At 68.7% G+C, this 14,585-nt stretch carries 18 protein-coding genes and 1 tRNA gene; 13 read left to right on the top strand and 6 right to left on the bottom strand.

The window, feature by feature from the left end; genetic code table 11:
- Positions 1 to 62 precede the first annotated feature (62 nt).
- From IE226_RS21935 to IE226_RS21875, 13 genes are all read left to right on the top strand, one after another.
- Positions 63 to 392, top strand: a complete 330-nt coding sequence (locus tag IE226_RS21935; protein WP_190083011.1) for an SCO3933 family regulatory protein — start codon at positions 63 to 65, stop codon at positions 390 to 392.
- 3 nt (positions 393 to 395) lie between these two features.
- Positions 396 to 1,736: an FtsK/SpoIIIE domain-containing protein gene (locus tag IE226_RS21930; RefSeq protein ID WP_190083010.1), complete on the top strand. Its 1,341-nt coding sequence runs from the start codon at positions 396 to 398 to the stop codon at positions 1,734 to 1,736.
- Positions 1,737 to 1,814: 78 nt separating this feature from the next.
- The gene (locus tag IE226_RS21925; protein ID WP_190083009.1) at positions 1,815 to 2,012 is read left to right on the top strand and encodes a hypothetical protein; all 198 of its coding nucleotides are present in this window, start codon (positions 1,815 to 1,817) and stop codon (positions 2,010 to 2,012) included.
- A gap of 7 nt (positions 2,013 to 2,019) precedes the next feature.
- Positions 2,020 to 2,715 carry a DUF2637 domain-containing protein gene (locus IE226_RS21920; RefSeq protein ID WP_190083008.1) on the top strand — a complete coding sequence of 232 codons (696 nt, stop codon included), beginning with the start codon at positions 2,020 to 2,022 and terminating at the stop codon, positions 2,713 to 2,715.
- A gap of 19 nt (positions 2,716 to 2,734) precedes the next feature.
- Positions 2,735 to 2,923, top strand: coding sequence for a mobile element transfer protein (locus IE226_RS21915; RefSeq protein ID WP_190083007.1), 189 nt, complete (start codon positions 2,735 to 2,737; stop codon positions 2,921 to 2,923).
- Between the two features lie 11 nt (positions 2,924 to 2,934).
- Positions 2,935 to 3,090, top strand: a complete 156-nt coding sequence (locus IE226_RS21910; protein ID WP_190083006.1) for a hypothetical protein — start codon at positions 2,935 to 2,937, stop codon at positions 3,088 to 3,090.
- Between the two features lie 12 nt (positions 3,091 to 3,102).
- Complete coding sequence (locus tag IE226_RS21905) at positions 3,103 to 3,429, top strand: SpdD-like protein (RefSeq protein ID WP_190083005.1); 327 nt, start codon at positions 3,103 to 3,105, stop codon at positions 3,427 to 3,429.
- Between the two features lies 1 nt (position 3,430).
- Complete coding sequence (locus IE226_RS21900; RefSeq protein WP_190083004.1) at positions 3,431 to 3,607, top strand: hypothetical protein; 177 nt, start codon at positions 3,431 to 3,433, stop codon at positions 3,605 to 3,607.
- Between the two features lie 94 nt (positions 3,608 to 3,701).
- On the top strand, positions 3,702 to 3,881 hold the full coding sequence (locus tag IE226_RS21895; protein ID WP_190083003.1) for a hypothetical protein: 180 nt from the start codon (positions 3,702 to 3,704) through the stop codon (positions 3,879 to 3,881).
- The gene (locus IE226_RS21890) at positions 3,878 to 4,078 is read left to right on the top strand and encodes a hypothetical protein (protein ID WP_190083002.1); all 201 of its coding nucleotides are present in this window, start codon (positions 3,878 to 3,880) and stop codon (positions 4,076 to 4,078) included. The genes IE226_RS21895 and IE226_RS21890 overlap by 4 nt, the downstream gene beginning before the upstream one ends.
- Positions 4,075 to 5,469 carry a replication initiator protein RepSA gene (repSA, locus tag IE226_RS21885; protein ID WP_190083001.1) on the top strand — a complete coding sequence of 465 codons (1,395 nt, stop codon included), beginning with the start codon at positions 4,075 to 4,077 and terminating at the stop codon, positions 5,467 to 5,469. Before IE226_RS21890 ends, repSA begins: the two co-directional genes overlap by 4 nt.
- A complete protein-coding gene (locus IE226_RS21880; protein ID WP_190083000.1) occupies positions 5,466 to 5,654 on the top strand; it encodes a helix-turn-helix domain-containing protein in 189 nt (62 codons plus the stop codon). Before repSA ends, IE226_RS21880 begins: the two co-directional genes overlap by 4 nt.
- On the top strand, positions 5,654 to 6,811 hold the full coding sequence (locus IE226_RS21875) for a tyrosine-type recombinase/integrase (RefSeq protein ID WP_190082999.1): 1,158 nt from the start codon (positions 5,654 to 5,656) through the stop codon (positions 6,809 to 6,811). The genes IE226_RS21880 and IE226_RS21875 overlap by 1 nt, the downstream gene beginning before the upstream one ends.
- A 55-nt stretch (positions 6,812 to 6,866) precedes the next feature.
- Here the strand turns inward: IE226_RS21875 and IE226_RS21870 are convergent.
- From IE226_RS21870 to recF, 6 genes are all read right to left on the bottom strand, one after another.
- Positions 6,867 to 6,943 (bottom strand) — tRNA-Ile (locus IE226_RS21870).
- Positions 6,944 to 7,165: 222 nt separating this feature from the next.
- Positions 7,166 to 7,873, bottom strand: coding sequence for a DUF3566 domain-containing protein (locus IE226_RS21865; RefSeq protein WP_190082998.1), 708 nt, complete (start codon positions 7,871 to 7,873; stop codon positions 7,166 to 7,168).
- 18 nt (positions 7,874 to 7,891) lie between these two features.
- Positions 7,892 to 10,492 carry a DNA gyrase subunit A gene (gene gyrA / locus IE226_RS21860; RefSeq protein WP_190082997.1) on the bottom strand — a complete coding sequence of 867 codons (2,601 nt, stop codon included), beginning with the start codon at positions 10,490 to 10,492 and terminating at the stop codon, positions 7,892 to 7,894.
- A 42-nt stretch (positions 10,493 to 10,534) separates the two neighbouring features.
- Positions 10,535 to 12,604 (bottom strand): DNA topoisomerase (ATP-hydrolyzing) subunit B, encoded by a 2,070-nt coding sequence (gyrB, locus tag IE226_RS21855; protein ID WP_308429508.1) that lies wholly within the window; start codon positions 12,602 to 12,604, stop codon positions 10,535 to 10,537.
- Positions 12,605 to 12,869: 265 nt separating this feature from the next.
- Positions 12,870 to 13,403: a DciA family protein gene (locus IE226_RS21850; RefSeq protein ID WP_190082995.1), complete on the bottom strand. Its 534-nt coding sequence runs from the start codon at positions 13,401 to 13,403 to the stop codon at positions 12,870 to 12,872.
- A gap of 22 nt (positions 13,404 to 13,425) precedes the next feature.
- Complete coding sequence (gene recF, locus IE226_RS21845; RefSeq protein ID WP_190082994.1) at positions 13,426 to 14,547, bottom strand: DNA replication/repair protein RecF; 1,122 nt, start codon at positions 14,545 to 14,547, stop codon at positions 13,426 to 13,428.
- Between the last annotated feature and the right edge of the window lie 38 nt (positions 14,548 to 14,585).

The following is a 14,585-nucleotide window of genomic DNA, read 5'->3' as shown; positions in this document are numbered from 1 at the left end:
CTTGTACCAACAAGTTGCGCAAGAGGTCCAAAGGGCCTGAGTCCGAATGCAAGGGGACAGCTATGCCTTCCTTCAAGATCGACCTTCAGACCGCCGTCGTCTTCGTGGCGACCGCGCCGGAACCGAAGCTGGCCAACAAGAGGACCGGTGAGCGGGCCATGGACCGGGAGACGAACGCACCGCTGTCCACCGTGGGCCTGCTGATCTCGGACGAGGGGGAGGGGAACCTCTACCAGGTGACCGTCCTGGAGACGGGTCTCCCCGAGAAGGGCCTGACGCCGGGCATGCCGGTGAAGGTGGTCGGGCTCAAGGCGCGTGACTGGGAGAACGAGTTCAACGGGCAGAAGCGGCACGGGATCTCGTTCCGCGCAGCTGCGGTCATGGAGGCCTGAGTCATGGCTGATCTGGCCGTGTGGTTCGAGGCGTCGGGCGTCTTAACCGGTGCCGGTGGCGTCACGTACGCCAAGTACAGGGCGCCTCGGGTGTTCTGGGCGACGGTGGGTCTGCCGGTGGCCTGGGGCCGGTTCGCTTTCTCGTACCGGAACACGATGGATGTGTGCGGGCTGACGGTGCAGCCGTCCGGCTTGCGGGCGTTCATGTCGCGCCGGATCGCTCGCAGCGAGGTGCGCCCGGTTCCGCCCAAGATCCGCCGGGTGTGGGGCACATCGTCCGGGCTTCGGGTGACGCTGCGGCTGCCCGCCGGTCTGGAGCCTGCCGACCTGGCCTCAGCTTCCGAGCGGCTTAGGCACGCCTGGGGCGTCCACGCGGTCCACGTGATCCCGAAGAAGCCCGGCTATGTCGAGCTGCGGATGACGGGCTATGACGTGCTGCGGCGGGTGCGGATGCCGAAGAAGGCTGTACCGCACGACCTGGTGGTGCCGGTCGCGCTGCGCGATGACGGTACGGCGTACGAGCGGAACTACCGGGAGATCCCGCATGCGCTGACCCTGGGGGCGAATCAGTCGGGCAAGTCCATGTACCAGCGCAACCTGGTCAAGGGCCTGGCCCGCCTGCCTCTCGCCCTGGTCGGTATCGACTGCAAGCGCGGTGTCGAGCAGTCCCGCTACGCCCCGCGGCTCTCGGCACTGGCCACGAACCCCGACGATGCCGCCTCGCTGATTGACGTGCTGGTGGCGGAGATGGAGGACCGCTTCGACCTGCTGGCCAAGCACGCGGTCTCGGACCTGTGGGAGCTGCCCGAGGACCTGCGCCCGGCGCCCGTGGTGGTCCTGGTCGACGAGATCGCGGAACTGTTCTTGATCTCCTCGAAGAAGGATGAGGAACGCCGGGAGAGGATCGTCACCGGGCTGATCCGGCTGGCCCAGCTCTCCCGCGCGGTCGGCATCTACCTGGAGATCTGCGGCCAGCGGTTCGGCTCCGAGCTGGGCAAGGGCGCCACGATGCTCCGGGCCCAGCTCACCGGGCGCGTGGTCCACCGGGTCAACGACAAGCAAACCGCAGAAATGGGCCTGAACGACGTCGCCCCCGATTCGGTCCCGGCCGCCTGCACGATCCCCGCCGACCGGCCCGGCCAGGCCGTCGCCGCCGATGCCTCCGGCGGCTGGGGACGCATCCGTACCCCGCTGACTTCGGTCGCCGACACCGTGGCGGTCTGCCGCGAGACCGTCGACCTGATCCCGGACCTTCCGGCCCTGGAGCCCTTCCGCCCGGCCATCGCGCCCGTCCCGGCTCCGGCGATGCCGCCCATGCCGACCGAGGCCCCGGTCATTCCCTGACACCTCCGCATCACCGGTCGGCGTGACCGCCTCACGCCAGGCCCCTACCCCACCCATGCCGAAAACGGAGTGATCCTCATGCGTGACTCCACCCGCCGGGCCCTGGAGCGCTCGGCCGAGCTGACCCGCGAGAACCGGTTCGTGGAGGCGGTCGAGATCGCGGAAGCGGCGTTCCAGACCGCCGACTACGACGAACACCGAGAGATCGAAGAGTGGCTGATCGCCCACGCCACCGACTTCACCCGCGACCCGGCCGACGACGACAAGGGCGAGTGATCACCCCGTGTCGCGCTCGATCCGCCTAGACGCCGTCCTCATCCAAGCCGTGATCGCCGGAGCCCTGTCCTTCTCCCACCTGCACGACCTGGCCGAAGCCGCCGGACAGACCGGCTGGCAGGCCTGGGCCTACCCGATCAGCGTCGACCTGCTCCTCGTCGCGGCCTGGCGCCGACTGCGCGCCTCCCGTGGCGACCGTGCCGCGTGGACCTGGTTCGTGATCGCCCTGTTCGCCTCGCTCGGCGCCAACATCGCCACCGCCGGACTCCTCGACCTGGACGCCGTTCCGGCCTGGTTGCGGATCACGGTCGCTGGCTGGCCCGCGCTCGCCTTCCTGGGCGGCACGCTCTTGGTCCACACCCCCGCCGACACCGCCCCAACTCCGGCACCGCAGCCGACCGAGGAACCGGCCGCCGTCGACCCGCACCGCACTACCACCCGGCCGGACCTCGACGAGAGGCCGGAGCTGCCGGAACCCGCTGGGCTCCCGACCGCCGAACCGGCCCCCCTCCCGGAGCCGGAGCCGGAGCCGAAGCCCGACGCGGTGGCCGTTCCGCCGGCACTTCTGGACCACGCCCGAAAGATCGCCGACAACCACCGCGTGGCCACCGGCACACCGCTCCCGGTCGCCAGTCTGCGCGCCCAACTCGGGCTCCCCGCGCCCGTCGTCGACGAGATCGCTACGCACCTTCAACTCGCCTGAGCAGAAAGGAAGACCCGTCATGACCGCCTACCGGCGCTTCCGCGACATCCGCCAGTTCGGACCGGTCCAGGTCGCCAGCTTCTTCGACGGCCGGGGCCGCGAGCGCCACGCCACCGCCTGCACCGCGCCCCGCTGCGACTTCTCCACCGAGTACGACAACCGCTCGGCCGCCGAACTCGCCGCCCGCACTCACCGCTGCCCCGCCTAGGAGACCTGGTCATGGACGTCCCGCTCTGGTTTGCCCTGCTCGTCGCCGGAGTCCTCGGCATCAAGCTCGTCCGCCCGCCGTGGTGGCTGGTGGCCCTGCTCCTGCTCGGCGGCTTCCTCATCGCCGACAGCTTCCTGAGCCCCGCCGTCAACTCCCTCATCAGCTAAGGAGTACGCACCGTGTTCACCCACAAGATCCCGGTCAACGAGCAGCCGACCGGCCAGATCATCCCGCTCGGCACCGCCCCGCTGGACGGCCACCAGCACGCCCCGGCCGCCTGCTCCTGCCAGCACCCCGCCCCCGCCCCGGCGACCACGTCCGCCCGACCTGGCGTGCAGCTCACCCCCGGCTCGCTGCTCCTCCTGATCGGCGGCGGCACAGCTGCGGTCCTCGTGGTCGGCGCCGTGCTGGTCTCCATGCTCCTCGCCGTCGCGATCACCGCCGGGTCCCTGGCGATCGTCGCGCTCGTCGTCCGCTCGCTCCTCACCCACGAAAGGAAGCACTGACATGGGCATCTTCAGCCGCCGTCCCGACACCCCGGATCTGATCGAAAAGATCGAAGAGGGCAAGCGAAAGGGCTCCGAACTGAGCCGCGAGATCTACGGACGCATCACGGACGGCACCGCCACCGACCACGACATGCGCGTCTGGAACGCGGGCCGCTACCGCAAGCCCCGCTCCTAAGCAGCCTCCGGGGCGGCCTCGGTCGCCAAACTTCCGCCGCCCCGGACGCCTTCCCACCTTCCAGATCCACCGGACCCGAAAGGGAAGCCTCATCATGCCCCAGCCCGTCCAGAACATGCCCGTCTGCCGCGATTGCGGCGGCTTCACCACCGTCGCCGTCACCACCGGCACCCGCAACCGCGACGGCTCCCGCACCACGCTTCACATCGACTGCCGCACCTGCAACGGCACCGCCCGCATCGCCCTCGCGAGCGAGCAGGAGGTGAAGGCGTGATGCCTCGACGCTGGAGCCGCGGAACGGACCGCACCCTGTCCGACGGACTGGACAGCGACTATGACCGCGCCAAGCAGGTAGCCAGTGCCCACCGGCGCAATGACGCCGACCGCTCCTCGCAGCGCTCCACCGGGAAGACCTCCGGGCCGTCCTGCGACTCGGCCAGCACCCCCAAGAAGCGCGGCTGGTTCTCATGACCGACACCGCCACCATGGCGGGCCTGGACCCGGCCACCCTCGCCGACGTGCTGAGGGTGGCCGGGTCCCCGGGCTTCGACCGCATCCAAGACCAGATCAAGCGCACCGGCGGCTGCTCCGACCCGATCCACCTCCAGGGCACCACCGTCACCCGCGACCGCACCACCGGCCAAGTCCTCTACTCCTACTCGACCGATGCCGAACCGGGCGGCCGACTCCGCCTCGCCTGCGGCAACCGCCGGGCCTCGCGCTGCCCCTCCTGTGCCTGGACTTACGCCGGGGACACCTACCACCTGATCCGCGCCGGACTGGTCGGCGCCCCCGACAAAGGCACCCCGCACACCCTGCGCGAACACCCCCGCGTCTTCGCCACCCTCACCGCCCCCAGCTTCGGCCCGGTCCACAACCGGCCCGGCACCCGGCCCTGCCGCTGCGGCGCCCACCACCCCGAGAACGCCGACGAGCTGGGCACCCCGCTCGACCCCGACACATACGACTACGCGGGCTCGGTCCTGTGGAACAACCACGCCTCCGAGCTGTGGCGCTACTTCACGATCTACCTGCGCCGAGAGATCGCCGCCCGCGCCGGACTCACCCAGAAAGCCGCCAAGGAACAGTCCCGGCTCTCCTTCGGCAAGGTCGCCGAATACCAAAAGCGCGGCGCCATCCACTTCCACGCCGTCATCCGCTTCGACGGCCCCGAAGGACCCGACACCCCGCCCCCGCACTGGGCCACCCTCGCCCTGCTCACCGATGCGATCCGTGCGGCAGCTGCTCGCGCCCGCGTCGACCTGGACGCCTCCGGCGACCATCCCGCCCGTGTCCTGTGCTGGGGTGACCGGCTCGACGTCCAGCCCATCAAGGCCTTCGGCGACGGTTCCGAGATCACCGAACAGGCCGTCGCCTCCTACGTCGCCAAGTACGCCACCAAAGCCGCCGAGACCACCGGCACCGTCGACCGCCGCATCGGCAACAAAGAGGCCCTGGTCCTCCTCGATGTGCCCGACCATCCCCGGCGCCTCATCGAGGCCTGCCTCGACCTCCACCACGCCTACCCGGACCGCAAGCTCCGCGACTGGGCCCACATGCTCGGCTTCCGCGGCCACTTCTCCACCAAGTCCCGCCGCTACTCCACCACCCTCGGGGCCCTGCGCCAGGTCCGCGCCGACTACCGCGCCGCCCAACACCGCGCCGCCCTCGGCCTCCCCGACCCCGACGAGATCCCCGAGGAGACCACCCTCACCCTCGCCCACTGGACCTACGCCGGACACGGCCACACCCCCGGCGAATCTTGGCTCGCCGCCAGCATCCGCCGGGACATCGCACAGAACCGAGAGATCGCCCGCGAGGAGAAAGCCACGCTCCTCGACATGGAAGGAGCCGTCACGTGACCACCGCCGTTCCCGAGCTGCTGACCGTGCCCGACGTCATGGCGCGACTCAAGGTAGGCCGGACCAAGGTCTACGACCTGATCCGCACGCACCGCCTGGTGTCCATCAAGGTCGACGGGTGCCGACGTATCCCCGCCGATGCCGTGGGCGACTTCGTCCGTAGTCAGATCGGTGAGGCTGCCTGATGGCGAAGCGTCGGCCCAACGGCGGAGGCACGATCACCAAGCGGTCCGATGGTCGGTACCAGGGCGCTGCCTATGTGACTGACACGGACGGCAACCGGGTCCGTAAGTACGTGTACGGCCGGACGTGGGACGAGGCCAACGAGAAGCTCGGCAAGCTCCAGGATCAGGAGCGCAACGGCGTCCCTGTGCCGTCTCGCTCGTGGTCGCTCGGTGAGTGGCTGGCCTACTGGCTGGAGCACATCGTGAAGCCGGAGAAGGAGCACAACACGTACGTGAAGTACGAGTCCAAAGTGCGGCTCTACCTCCTGCCCCACCTGGGCAAGAAGTCTTTGGTCAAGCTCACTCCGGCGCAGCTTCGTGCATTCATGGGCACTCTCACGCGCGAAAAGGTCGGCGCGGCAACCCGCTTCGAGGTGCTGCGGACCCTCCGGAACGCGCTGAACCGCGCCGTTCGAGAAGAGCTCCTGACGCGCAACGTCGCGCTGCTGGTCGACATGCCCAAGGTCAGCAAGGACAAGGGCAAGGCGTGGAATGCCCGCGAGGCGATCACCTTCCTTCGAGCATCGCGGGCCCACCGCTTCTACGCGGCCTGCGTCCTAGTGCTCGTTCTCGGGCTTCGCCGCAGTGAGGTCCTGGGCCTGCGCTGGCAGGACATCGACTTCGAGGCCGGCCACTTCACACCGACCAAGCAGGTTCAGCGCGAGAAGGGCGTCGGCCTGGTCCTCAAAGACCTCAAGACCGAGTCCTCACAGGCGGTGCTGCCGCTGCCGGAGTTCTGCGCCCGCGCCCTGGAAGAGCGGCGTGCGCTGCAAGAGCTGGAACGGAAGATCGTCGGTGATGCCTGGGGGCAAGAGCCGGATCATGACGTGATCTTCTCGTCCGAGCGTGGCGGGCTTACGGACCCCGTCGGGTTCTCCCGGACGTTCAACGCCCTGGTGAAGCGGGCCGGAGTCCGCCGGATCACGGTCCGGCTTGCTCGGCACACCTGCGGCACCCTGCTGGCGTTCTTGAAGGTTCATCCCAAGGTCGCTCAGGCGATCCTTCGGCACAGTCAGATCAGCATGACCATGGACGTCTATACACACGTTGTGGGCGACGGAGAGCGGGAAGCCGTCTCGCTGCTCGCCGACCTTTTGGAAGATCCATTGATCGGCTGATGTCACCCGTAGATGTCAAAGACCCCCAACCATGATCGGTTGGGGGTCTTTGCACTGGTGGGGCTAACAGGATTTGAACCTGTGGCCTCATCCTTATCAGGGATGCGCTCTAACCAACTGAGCTATAGCCCCGCCGCGCTGCGGTGTGTCCCGCGCGCTGACCTCTGAAGATTAGCGCACGTGCGGGCCAGTCCCAAAATCGATACCTCCGTGGGCACCGCACAGGCCGGTACACGCGACAGGGCCCCGCCTGGAACAGGCGGGGCCCTGGCCGCGAAGACCCCGGCGCGGAGCGCCGGAGGGGCGGTGGAGCTCGGTTGAAGCGCTACGGGAAGAGAGTCGAGAGAAGAAGAACTACTCGTCTTCGGCCAGCGTCAGCTCGACGCCGCCCACGAAGCCCGCGGAGAGGTTGTAGATGAAGGCGCCGAGCGTCGCGAGAGCCGTGGCGAGGACCACGTCGATGACCGCGATGATCGTCGTGAACATCAGGACACGCGGCAGCGACAGGAAGGACTGCAGGTCGAAGCCGTTGGACTCGTTCGAGCCCGTGGCCTCGGAGATCGTGCCGCCCACCGTCGAGAAGACGCCCATGGCGTCCATGACCATCCACAGCACGGCGGCCGCGACGATCGTGCAGATGCCGAGCGCGATGGAGAGCAGGAAGCTGACCTTCATCACCGACCACGGGTCGGCCTTGGAGACCCGCAGCCGCGCCTTGCGCGTACGAGGCGTCGTGCGCGCCCCTGTACGCGGCCTGCGCACGGAACCCGTCTGGGACCCCTGCTGGTAGGCCTGCGGCGGGTGATACGGCTGGGACGCCTGCTGCTGCGACTGCTGAGGCTGCCGCTCCCCCGGCAGCGCCCCGGCGCCGCCCTGGGGCGCCTCGGCCTCGGCGGCGTACTTCGGTGACTGAGCCGACTGCGGCCCTCGGGTGTCGGTCACGGTTCCCCCCTGGGATCCACGGGACTCTTGCGAGTCGGGAGAATCAGTGGCGGAGCCACGGACACCGTCTGTACCGGCTTGGCCGGTTCCACTTGCTCCGGCGCCCGTGGCTCCACTCACGATGACTCTCTCCTCGCGCTACTCGGCCGTGGACTCCGTGCCCTCGTCCGTACCGGCGGCCGGCTCGCCGTCTGCCGATTCGACGACGATGTCTCCGTCGACTTCCTCAGCCTCGCGTCCGGCCTCGGCGTTACGAGCGATACCGACCACGGCATCGCGCTTGCCCAGGTTGATCAGTTGGACGCCCATGGTGTCACGGCCCGTCTCCCTGACCTCGTTGACTCGCGTACGAATCACACCGCCGCTCAGGGTGATGGCGAGGATCTCGTCGGTCTCCTCCGTCACCAGAGCACCCACGAGTTCGCCGCGGTCCTCCACGATCTTGGCGGCCTTGATGCCGAGACCGCCGCGACCCTGGACGCGGTACTCGTCGACGTTGGTCCGCTTCGCGTACCCGCCGTCGGTTGCGGTGAAGACGAAAGTACCCGGCCTGACGACATTCATCGAGAGCAGTTCGTCGCCATCGCGGAAACTCATTCCCTTGACGCCCGACGTCGCACGGCCCATGGGACGCAGCGCGTCGTCCGTCGCCGTGAACCTGATCGACTGCGCCTTCTTGCTGATGAGCAGCAGATCGTCCTCGGAGGAGACGAGTTCGGCGCCGATCAGCTCGTCGTCCTTGCCGTCGTCCGTCTCGCGGAGGTTGATGGCGATGACACCGCCGGAGCGGGGCGAGTCGTAGTCCTTGAGCGGGGTCTTCTTGACGAGGCCGCCCTTGGTGGCGAGAACCAGGTAGGGCACCGCTTCGTAGTCACGGATCGCGAGGATCTCGGCGATCTGCTCGTCCGGCTGGAAGGCCAGCAGGTTGGCGACGTGCTGGCCGCGGGCCTCGCGGCCGGCGTCGGGCAGCTCGTACGCCTTCGCGCGGTAGACGCGGCCCTTGTTCGTGAAGAACAGCAGCCAGTGGTGCGTCGTCGACACGAAGAAGTGGTCGACGATGTCGTCCTGCTTCAGCTTCGTGCCGCGCACGCCCTTGCCGCCGCGCTTCTGCGAGCGGTAGTCCTCGGTCTTGGTGCGCTTGATGTAGCCGCCGCGCGTGATGGTGACGACGATGTCCTCTTCGGCGATCAGGTCCTCCATGGACATGTCGCCGTCGAAGGGCACGAGCGCCGAGCGGCGGTCCTCGCCGAACTTGTCGACGATCGCCGCGAGCTCCTCGCTGATGATCTGGCGCTGCCGCTCGGGCGAGGCCAGGATCGCGTTGTACTCGTTGATCTTCGCCTGGAGCTCGTCGTGCTCGGCGACGATCTTCTGGCGCTCCAGGGCGGCGAGCCGGCGCAGCTGCATCTCGAGGATGGCGTTGGCCTGGATCTCGTCGATCGAGAGCAGGCCCATCAGGCCCTCGCGCGCGACGTCGACCGTCTGGCTGGCCCGGATGAGCGCGATGACCTCGTCGATGGCGTCCAGGGCCTTGAGGAGGCCGCGCAGGATGTGGGCGCGCTCCTCGGCCTTGCGCAGCCTGTACTTCGTGCGCCGGACGATGACCTCGATCTGGTGGGTGACCCAGTGCCGGATGAAGGCGTCCAGAGAGAGGGTGCGCGGCACACCGTCGACCAGGGCCAGCATGTTGGCGCTGAAGTTCGACTGGAGGTCGGTGTGCTTGTAGAGGTTGTTCAGGACGACCTTGGCGACCGCGTCCCGCTTCAGGACCACGACGAGGCGCTGGCCCGTACGCGATGACGTCTCGTCGCGGACGTCGGCGATGCCGCCGACCTTGCCGTCCTTGACCAGGTCGGCGATCTTCTGCGCGAGGTTGTCGGGGTTGGTCTGGTAGGGGAGCTCGGTGACCACCAGGCACTGGCGGTTCTGGATCTCCTCGACCGCGACGACCGCGCGCATCGTGATGGAGCCGCGGCCCGTGCGGTAGGCCTCCTCGATGCCCTTGCGGCCCACCACCAGTGCGCCGGTGGGGAAGTCGGGGCCCTTGATGCGCTCGATGAGCGCGTCGAGCAGCTCGTCGTGCGAGGCGTCGGGGTGCTCCAGGGCCCACTGCGCGCCCGCCGCGACCTCGCGGAGGTTGTGCGGCGGGATGTTCGTCGCCATGCCGACCGCGATGCCCGCCGAGCCGTTGATCAGCAGGTTCGGGAAGCGCGCCGGCAGGACCGTCGGCTCCTGGTTGCGGCCGTCGTAGTTGTCCGTGAAGTCGACGGTCTCCTCGTCGATGTCACGGACCATCTCCATGGCCAGCGGCGCCATCTTGCACTCGGTGTACCGCATGGCGGCGGCCGGGTCGTTGCCCGGGGAGCCGAAGTTGCCGTTGGAGTCGACGAGCGGCATCCGCATCGACCACGGCTGGGCCAGGCGGACCAGGGCGTCGTAGATGGAGGAGTCGCCATGCGGGTGGTAGGTGCCCATGACGTCGCCGACGACGCGGGCGCACTTGTAGAAGCCCTTCTCGGGTCGGTATCCGCCGTCGTACATCGCGTACAGGACGCGGCGGTGGACGGGCTTCAGGCCGTCCCGTACGTCGGGCAGCGCACGCGACACGATGACGGACATCGCGTAGTCGAGGTAGGAGCGCTGCATCTCCGTCTCGAGCCCGACGGGCTCGACACGCATGCCCACGCCGGGGACGGCGGGCTCCTCTTCGGGCATCACAGGGGTGTTCTCGTCGGCCATTGCTGGTCAAAGTCCTTTCGAGGTGCGGCTCGTACGGCCGACTCAGATGTCGAGGAAGCGGACGTCCTTGGCGTTGCGCTGGATGAACGAGCGCCTCGCCTCGACGTCCTCGCCCATCAGCACCGAGAACAGGTCGTCGGCCTGCGCCGCGTCGTCCAGGGTGACCTGGCCGAGAACGCGGTGATCCTGGTCCATCGTCGTGATGCGCAGCTCCTCGGCGTTCATCTCGCCGAGGCCCTTGAAGCGCTGGACCGAGTCGTCCCTGATGCGCTTGCCGGCCTGGCGGCCGAGCTCGACCAGCGCGTCGCGCTCGCGGTCCGAGTACGCGTACTGGAAGTCGTCCCGGCTCCACTTGATCTTGTAGAGCGGCGGGCGCGAGAGGTAGACGTGCCCGGACTCGACGAGCGGCCGCATGAAGCGGAACAGGAACGTCAGGAGCAGGGTGTTGATGTGCTGGCCGTCGACGTCGGCGTCCGCCATCAAGATGATCTTGTGATAGCGGAGCTTCTCGATGTCGAAGTCCTCGTGCACGCCCGTGCCGAAGGCCGAGATGAGGGCCTGGACTTCCTGGTTGTGCAGGATCTTGTCGATCCGCGCCTTCTCGACGTTCAGGATCTTGCCTCGGATGGGCAGGATCGCCTGGTACATCGGGTCGCGGCCGGACTTCGCCGAACCACCGGCGGAGTCACCCTCGACGATGAAGATCTCGCACTTCGTCGGGTCGTTCGACTGGCAGTCGCTCAGCTTGCCCGGCAGCGAGGCGGTCTCCAGGAGCCCCTTGCGGCGGGTCAGGTCGCGCGCCTTGCGGGCGGCGACGCGGGCCGTGGCGGCCTGGATGCCCTTGCGGATGATGTCCGCGGCCTCGTTCGGGTTGCGGTCGAACCAGTCCGTGAGGTGCTCGTGCACGACCTTCTGGACGAAGGTCTTCGCCTCCGTGTTGCCCAGCTTGGTCTTGGTCTGACCCTCGAACTGGGGCTCGCCCAGCTTCACCGAGATGATCGCGGTCAGACCCTCGCGGATGTCCTCGCCCGTGAGGTTGTCGTCCTTCTCGCGCAGCAGCTTCTTCTCGCGCGCGTACCGGTTGACCAGGCCCGTCAGCGCGGCCCTGAAGCCCTCTTCGTGCGTACCGCCCTCATGCGTGTGGATCGTGTTCGCGAAGGAGTAGACACCTTCGGTGTACTGCGAGTTCCACTGCATGGCGATCTCGGCCGAGAGCAGGCGCTCCTTGTCCTCGGCCTCGATGTCGATGACGGTCTCGTGGATCACCTCACCCTTGCGGGAGTTGAGGTACTTCACGAAGTCGACGATGCCGCCTTCGTAGTAGTACGTCACCGTGCGGGCCTCGTCGGCGGCGTCGTCGGTCGCCTCGGCCGAGTCCGCGCCTGCCGTCGCCTTCGCCGACTCGCGCTCGTCGGTGAGCTTGATGGTCAGGCCCTTGTTCAGGAACGCCATCTCCTGGAAACGCCGTGCCAGCGTCTCGAAGGAGTACTCGGTCGTCTCGAAGACGTCCGGGTCGGCCCAGAAGGTGACCGTGGTGCCCGACTCGTCGACCGCCTCGTGCTTGGCGAGCGGGGCCGTCGGCACGCCCAGCTTGAAGTCCTGGGTCCAGCGGAAGCCGTCGCGCTTGATGTCCACGGCGAGCTTGGTGGACAGGGCGTTCACGACGGAGACGCCGACGCCGTGCAGACCACCGGAGACGGCGTACCCGCCGCCGCCGAACTTGCCGCCCGCGTGCAGGACGGTCAGGACGACCTCCACCGCGGGCTTCTTCTCCACCGGGTGCATGTCGACGGGGATGCCACGGCCGTTGTCGACGACGCGCACGCCGCCGTCGGCGAGGATCGTCACGTCGATGGTGTCCGCGTGCCCCGCGAGGGCTTCGTCGACTGAGTTGTCGACAACCTCTTGCACGAGGTGGTGCAGGCCACGCTCACCGGTCGACCCGATGTACATACCAGGTCGCTTGCGGACCGCGTCCAGACCCTCGAGGACGGTGATCGCGCTGGCGTCGTACGAGGCTGTGACCTCGCCGTTCTCGCCGGCGGCGGTGGACGGGATGTTCTCGTTGGGGTTGCCGGAATCGGCCACGAAGCGCCCTTTCTGGCACAGCACAAGCCAAGCACCCGGCGGTGGCCGGAGCGGCTGCGTCGTTCAGCGATAGTCAGCGTTGCTCGGTGCGTCCCACAAGTGGGGCGGGATTAGCTTCCAGTCTACCGGTAGCGCCGACAGTGATGGGGGTTTGCCGGTACCTGAGTCCGCATGTGCCGTCCTGAACCGGCATCATCCGACTCCCCATATGCGGCCTGGGGCTCTAAGAGGCTCACAGCGGCACTCAGCGCTTCGGGGTGTCAACCCCGAGCTACCACCCGGTACGGCCTCAGCCGTAGGTGTCCCCGGGGCCCGTGCTGCCCGGCGCTCGCAAGGGTCCGAAGCGACGCGCGGGGCCGCCGGGGCCGAGGACTTTGATGAGGCGCACGGTGCCGTGTCCCAGGTCTTCGTTGAGGCGCGCGACCAGCTGGGGCGCCATGAGGCGCAGCTGCGTCGCCCACGCCGTCGAGTCGCACTGCACGGTCAGGACGCGCTCGTTCTCGTCGTACCTCTGCGGGACGCAGTGATTGGCCAGGTCGTCGCCGACGATCTGCGGCCAGCGGCCCATCACCCCGCCGACGGCGGCCGGCGTCTCCCAGCCTCGCTCGGTGATCAAGCGGTTGATCGCGGAGCCCAGGGGCTGCGGGTCACGTCCGTCGGCGCGCGCGCCAGAGCGCAGGCCGCCCCTGCGGGCCTGCTTCTTCTGCTGCGCGGCATCGCCACGCGCGCGTGCCTGCTCCTTGGCGGCACGCAGGGCGACCCTGGCGAGATCGACGCCGGAGGGCTCGGGCGTCTTCTTCTCGGGCTGCTCCCCGTCGCTCATACGCGCTCCTGGCTCGGGGGCCTCATACGCGCTCCACCGTGCCGTCAGACACGTCGAACCGCGTCCCGGCGAGAACGCCGGGCACGTCGTCGTCCACAGCGGCCGTGACCAGGACCTGCTCGCCGGGCGCCACCAGCTCCGCGAGGCGCTCCCGGCGGCGCGCGTCGAGCTCCGCGAACACGTCGTCCAGGACGAGCACCGGTTCGTTCCCCTCGGCGCGCAGCAGGTCGTACGAGGCCAGGCGCAGCGCCAGGGCGTACGACCAGGACTCGCCGTGGCTCGCGTACCCCTTGGCGGGGAGCTGGCCCAGTTTCAGGGTCAGGTCGTCGCGGTGCGGCCCGACCAGGGTCACGCCCCGCTCGATCTCCTGCTTGCGCGCCTCTTCGAGGGCGGCGGCCAACTGCTCGTACAGGGCCTCGCGTGTGTGGCCCTCACCCGGCGCCGAGGGCTTGTATTCGAGCGTGACGGGGCCGCCGCCGGGTGCCAGTTGCTCGTACGCCTTGTCGGCCAGCGGTTGCAGCGCGGCGATCAGGTCGAGCCGCTGGGTGAGCAGTTCCGCGCCCACGCGCGCGAGGTGCTGGTCCCAGACGTCGAGCGTGGACAGGTCCATGGAGCGCCCGCCGTGCCGCCGCGCGAGGGCCGCCGACTTCAGGAGGGTGTTGCGCTGCTTCAGCACGCGGTCGTAATCGGAGCGCACGCCCGCCATACGGGGGGAGCGCGCCGTGATCAGCTCGTCGAGGAAGCGCCTTCGCTCGCCGGGGTCGCCCTTGATCAGCGCCAGGTCTTCGGGCGCGAACAGCACCGTGCGCACGATGCCCAGTACGTCACGGGGCCTGACCTGCGAGGACCTGTTGATGCGGGCGCGGTTGGCCTTGCCCGGATTGAGTTCCAGTTCGATCAGCTGCTGGCGTTCGCCCTGCCGGACCGCGGCCCGTACGACGGCACGCTCGGCGCCCATGCGCACCAGCGGGGCGTCGGACGAGACCCGGTGGCTGCCGAGCGTGGCGAGATAGCCGACGGCTTCCACGAGGTTGGTCTTGCCCTGGCCGTTCGGGCCCACGAACGCGGTGACGCCCGGATCGAGAGGGACCTCGACCCGGGCGTACGAGCGGAAGTCGGCCAGCGACAGATGCGTGACGTGCATGGTGTGCGCCGACCTCCCCCGGCTTGCCTCGCTTGCAA

The organism is Streptomyces longisporoflavus (assembly GCF_014649775.1).
Classification (GTDB): Bacteria; Actinomycetota; Actinomycetes; order Streptomycetales; family Streptomycetaceae; genus Streptomyces; species Streptomyces longisporoflavus.
Note: the sequence above shows the minus strand (reverse complement) of the source record. Positions and strands in the feature narration are given on the sequence as shown.